This window comes from Mesorhizobium sp. M7A.F.Ca.CA.003.01.2.1 (assembly GCF_003998945.1).
Lineage (GTDB): Bacteria > Pseudomonadota > Alphaproteobacteria > Rhizobiales > Rhizobiaceae > Mesorhizobium > Mesorhizobium ciceri.
Map to the genome: position 1 here is coordinate 1 of NZ_RZRA01000411.1, position 4783 is coordinate 4783.

The following is a 4783-nucleotide window of genomic DNA, read 5'->3' on the forward strand; positions in this document are numbered from 1 at the left end:
CTTCGATGGCGTCTGGATCAATCTCGGTGTCGACGTTTGCGATCAGGCCATGCCGCCGCGCTATCGACCCGAGATGGGATTGCGGCCCGGTGGCGCGCCTGTGGCAGGAAGAGGTGCACCGGCCCGGCGTGTACGATCTGGAAGTCGACACGTCGCTCCTGAGCCCTGGGCAATGCGCGGACACGCTCGCAGAGCAGCTTCGGCAAGGACCGTATCGAACAGCGTTTCGGAAATGTCCAACCCATCCAGCGCCGCCCTTGAGGCGTTTTGACCGGCATGCCGCCGCAGGCGAGTTCGTCCAGATCGGCGAATTTACATCCCGCAAAGGGCCGGCGATTGCATGGTGGAGCTCTCAGCGGCCGCGCTGTCCGACTCGAAACGGGTCAGCAAATATCCGCACGCCTTCCAGATCGCGACCATCAGGGATGCGCCCGCATAGCCATCCACGGCATAGTGCCAGCCAAGCACGACGGATCCGACCATAATGACGCCGCGAATAACCACATCACAACACCGGCCAGCCGAGACCGCCGCGTTGCATAGAGAGCGAACAGCACCGCCATCGCAACGTGCAGGGATGGGAAGGCGGATATACCGACGCTGCCGGTAGTTGCGCCGGTGTAGCCACCCCACAGCATATCCTGCGTGTTGAGCGCCCAGATTGGATAGATGCGATCGGCGGTGGCGAGTGCTTGCATGAGGGCGTGAAAGTCGTTGCCGAACCCCAATCGCTCGTAAAAGCAAGGGCCAGCCGACGACAGGCCCATCGCGAGGAAGAAGCCACCCAGCGTCCACACCGTCATGAAGCTCATCAGGAACTGGTGACGCAGCTTCGTATCCTTGCGTGCGATGCACACGGTGAAAACCGCGGTAATGAGCACGACGAACCAGAAATTGTAAGCGATGTTGATGATCTTCAATGCAAGCGGCGACTGGACGGTAAACCACAACCATTCGTGCGGGGCTCGACCGAAATGCAGGATGCGGTCGGCCTGAGCCAATGCCTTGTCCCATGCAAACGGAGAGAGGATTGCAATGGCTCCCTTCAACACACCGATCGCGGATATGAAGGCAAGACCCGCACCCAGGCCATTCAGGCTGTTGGCAATGCGTTCGGCGTCGCCAAAGAATCTACCCAGTGACTTGAGGAAGGTGTGCAGCGGTTCGGTATCCCGCTGGACCAGCGCAAGATGGAGAAGCGTCCCAAGTGCAAAGGCTGAGCCGCAAATCCAGAAGGCGATGAAAAGATACTCAGCGTATTCCTCCAGAACGCCGAAATCCGGCATGTTTCCAGTGTGCCACCCGACTGCGCTTGCCAGAAGCAGCGCAGCGGCAGCCATAGCGTGCAGCAGCCGGTGTCGCCAAAAGGCATCCGCCAAGATGCCAAGAAAAGCACGCTCGACAATTGCCCCCGCCAGTGGGGCCGATGCCGCAACCGAATGTTCCATGGTTTTGAAGCCCCACAGCTCGCCACGCGTTAGCATTTTACCGTGAGATGGTTCGATATTTCCTAATCAGACGATTAGAGTTGCAAACGGTTGAGTCGGCACTGGGCACGGCCGGGCATTAGAATCGGCTTCTGGACTGAACGGCGCTTGTTAGTCCGATATTCTCGACCCGGTCCACCACATCATTGGCGGACCTCCCGCTCTCAATTTTTGAGTGCAGTCCGTATCTTTTCGGCGTTACCGACCAGAATCTCCGGCTTCTCCATCTCGCCCGTGTGCGGCTTCAGCGGGATGCCGTCGAAGCGCGGAATGACATGCACATGCAGATGATAGACGGTCTGCCCTGAGGCCGGCTCATTGAACTGCATGACGGTGACGCCATCGGCGCCGAAGGCCTTTTTCACCGCCAGCGCCACTTTCTGAACGGCGCTCAAGAGATGGCCGAAAATTGACGGATCGGCATCGAGAAGGTTGCGCGACGGCGCTTTCGGCACCACCAGCGTATGGCCGGGCCCCTGCGGCATCACATCCATGAAGGCGATGACCGCGTCATCCTCGTAGACACGGTGCGAGGGAATTTCGCCGCGCAGGATCTTGGCGAAAATGTTGTCGGTATCGTAGGCGGCCTCGGTCATGGCGAACGCTCCGGATTGTGCCTTCGTGTAGCGAAGGCGTCGAAATTCGGCAAGATAATCGTCGCCCCCCAGCCGGCCAGCCGGGGCTACTCCTCGAGATCCTTGCGGAACGGGGTATGCTCTTCCAGATATTCGCTCATCCGCTCCACCTCCTGCCGTTCGCGCCGAAGATAGTCGGCGACGGCGTTGCGCAGGCCTGGGTGCGCAATGTAGTGCGCGGAATGCATGGTCACCGGCCGGTAGCCGCGCGCCAGCTTGTGCTCGCCCTGCGCTCCCGCCTCGACCACCTTGAGCTTGCGCTCGATGGCGAAGTCGATCGCCTGATGATAGCAGACCTCGAAATGCAGGAAGGGATGGTCCTCGATGCAGCCCCAGTTGCGGCCATAAAGTGCATCCGAACCGATGAAATTGATCGCGCCGGCGATATAGCGCCCGTTGCGCCTGGCCATCACCAGCAGGATGTCGTCGGCCATGCGCTCGCCGATCATCGAGAAGAATTGACGATTGAGATAGGGCCGGCCCCATTTGCGACTGCCGGTGTCCATGTAGAAGGCGAAGAAATCGTCCCAGGCTTTCTCCGTGAGGTCCTTGCCGGTCAGCCGGTCGATTGAAATGCCTGGGGCAAGCGCTTCGCGCCTTTCCTTTTTCATCGCCTTTCGCTTGCGCGAGGCAAGGGTGGCGAGGAAGTCGTCATAGGTTGAAAAGCCTTCGTTGAAGAAATGGAATTGCTGGTCGGTGCGGTGCAGGAAACCGGCTGCTTCCAGCACCTCCACATCGCTCTCTTGCGCGAAGGTGACATGTGCGGAAGAGACACCGAGCTTTTGCGTCACCGCCTTCAGGCCCGCCGCGAGACCGGCCTTCACCTTGGCACTGTCCTCGCCCCTGGTGACCAGCAGGCGAGGGCCGGTGACCGGGGAGAACGGCACGGCACTTTGCAGTTTGGGATAGTAGCGGCCACCGGCGCGTTCGAACGCATCCGACCAGCCATGGTCGAACACATATTCGCCCTGGCTGTGCGATTTGAGATAACAGGGCACCGCGCCCAGCAATCTGCCTTGCCCATCCTCGAGCCGGAGGTGGTGGCCCTGCCAGCCGGTACGCCGCACGGCGCATCCAGAATCTTCGAGCGCGCCTAGAAAAGCGAATGAAACCAAAGGATTGTAGCTGGCTTCTAAATCGCCGCGCGCAGTTCCCGCAAAGCCATTCCATTCATCATAGGTGAAGGCGCCGATGCCGGCGGCGACGCGGATCGAATAGTCCGCATTGGCCGTTTGTCCGTCACCCTCATCGCCCTGATCCATGAGGCTTATTTAAGCTCCGTCCGGCCTGGTGCAAGTCACGTTTCAGACACTCAGGCGACTTTGACCAGATCGGGTTCGAACCCTTCGAAAGTCATCTGGTCGGCATATCTGAAGGTCAGGTCGACCGCCGGCTGGTCATGCACCGTCCAGGTGATAACAGGCATTTTCAGCCTTTCACGCACGAAGCTGACAAATGGGTTTGGCAGGTCGCCGGCGGCGTAGGAGGTGAAGGCGATCTCATGCGCCAGCATGGCGAAATGCGCCTCGATCAACCCGACGTCCTTGCCGTAGGCGGTGAGACCCCCTGGGATACCCGGCGCGTCCTTCGGAAAATCGCGGACCAGCCAATGGTCGAACGACATGATCGCCGCCTTGCCCTTGTAGCGCTTGAGCATCTTGCCGACGCTTGCCACCAGGCCTTCGTCATAGCCGGGCGTGCCTTTCAGCTCGACGACCAGTGGCACGCGGCCATCGACCAGGTCGAGCGCTTCCTGCAGCGTCGGCACATGGTCCGCCGTGCCACCGACCCTGAGCGCCGCGAGTTCAGCTGCGGTACGCTGCCAGACGAAACCATCCTGGCCGGTCAGGCGCTTGAGATCGCCGTCATGGATGATGACGGGAACGCGGTCGGACGACAGGTGCACGTCGCATTCGATGGCGTAGCCGCGTTCGGCGGCTGCGGCAAAGGCCGACAGCGTGTTTTCCCAGCGCGTCTTGTTCATGTCGTGGAAGCCGCGGTGGGCAACGGGCCGGGCGGTCAGCCAGGATAGCTCGGTCATATCTGTACCCTGGCTCATGCGACTTCGAAGATGGCTTCGATTTCCACTGCGGCATTAAGCGGCAGGCAGGCCGTGCCGACGGCGGAGCGTGCATGCTTGCCGCGCTCGCCAAGGGCGGCGACCAGGAAATCGGAGGCGCCGTTGGCAACCAGATGCTGCTCGACGAACTCGGGTGTCGAGGCGACGAAAACGGTGATCTTCACCAGGCGGCTGATCTTCTCGAGGTCGCCGAGTGCTGCCTTGGCCTGCGCCAGGATGTTGATCGCGCAGTATTTTGCCGCATCCTTGCCGCCTGCGGTATCGAGATCGCGGCCCAACAGCCCGCTCGCCTGCAGCTTGCCGTCCTTAAGCGGCAATTGCCCGGCAGTGAACAGCAAATGGCCGGTCCTGCAATAGGGCACGTAGTTGGCGGCGGGCGCGGCGGCGACGGGAAGCGTCACACCCAGATCGCTTAGCCGCTTTTCGATTGTTTCACTCATGGTATTTCCCTATTGCTTGGTGACGCCGCGCCGGCCGGGCCGAAATTGCTATTTTTGCCTCGCTTCCGCCACGACTTTTTTTAAGCTGGACCATCTTTCCCTGCGGCCTGCCATCAGTCGCGACGATCGGAGTACCTCATG

General features: G+C 60.6%; 6 protein-coding genes. 1 reads left to right on the forward strand and 5 read right to left on the reverse strand.

Annotation, left to right across the window (positions count from 1 at the left end; genetic code table 11):
- The first annotated feature begins 5 nt into the window (after positions 1-5).
- Positions 6-485: a hypothetical protein gene (locus EN969_RS36060; RefSeq protein WP_245467456.1), complete on the forward strand. Its 480-nt coding sequence runs from the start codon at positions 6-8 to the stop codon at positions 483-485.
- On the opposite strand, the gene EN969_RS17410 is transcribed toward EN969_RS36060, so the two are convergent.
- From EN969_RS17410 to EN969_RS17430, 5 genes are all read right to left on the reverse strand, one after another.
- Positions 420-1448, reverse strand: coding sequence for a phosphatase PAP2 family protein (locus EN969_RS17410; RefSeq protein ID WP_244514298.1), 1029 nt, complete (start codon positions 1446-1448; stop codon positions 420-422). The two genes, EN969_RS36060 and EN969_RS17410, sit on opposite strands and share 66 nt — an antisense overlap.
- Before the next feature lie 203 nt (positions 1449-1651).
- Positions 1652-2083 (reverse strand): HIT family protein, encoded by a 432-nt coding sequence (locus EN969_RS17415; protein ID WP_013531772.1) that lies wholly within the window; start codon positions 2081-2083, stop codon positions 1652-1654.
- 86 nt (positions 2084-2169) lie between these two features.
- Positions 2170-3384, reverse strand: a complete 1215-nt coding sequence (locus tag EN969_RS17420; protein WP_063167961.1) for a GNAT family N-acetyltransferase — start codon at positions 3382-3384, stop codon at positions 2170-2172.
- A gap of 50 nt (positions 3385-3434) precedes the next feature.
- Complete coding sequence (locus EN969_RS17425; protein ID WP_063170232.1) at positions 3435-4163, reverse strand: glycerophosphodiester phosphodiesterase; 729 nt, start codon at positions 4161-4163, stop codon at positions 3435-3437.
- 14 nt (positions 4164-4177) lie between these two features.
- Positions 4178-4642, reverse strand: a complete 465-nt coding sequence (locus EN969_RS17430; protein ID WP_063167962.1) for a RidA family protein — start codon at positions 4640-4642, stop codon at positions 4178-4180.
- Positions 4643-4783 lie beyond the last annotated feature (141 nt).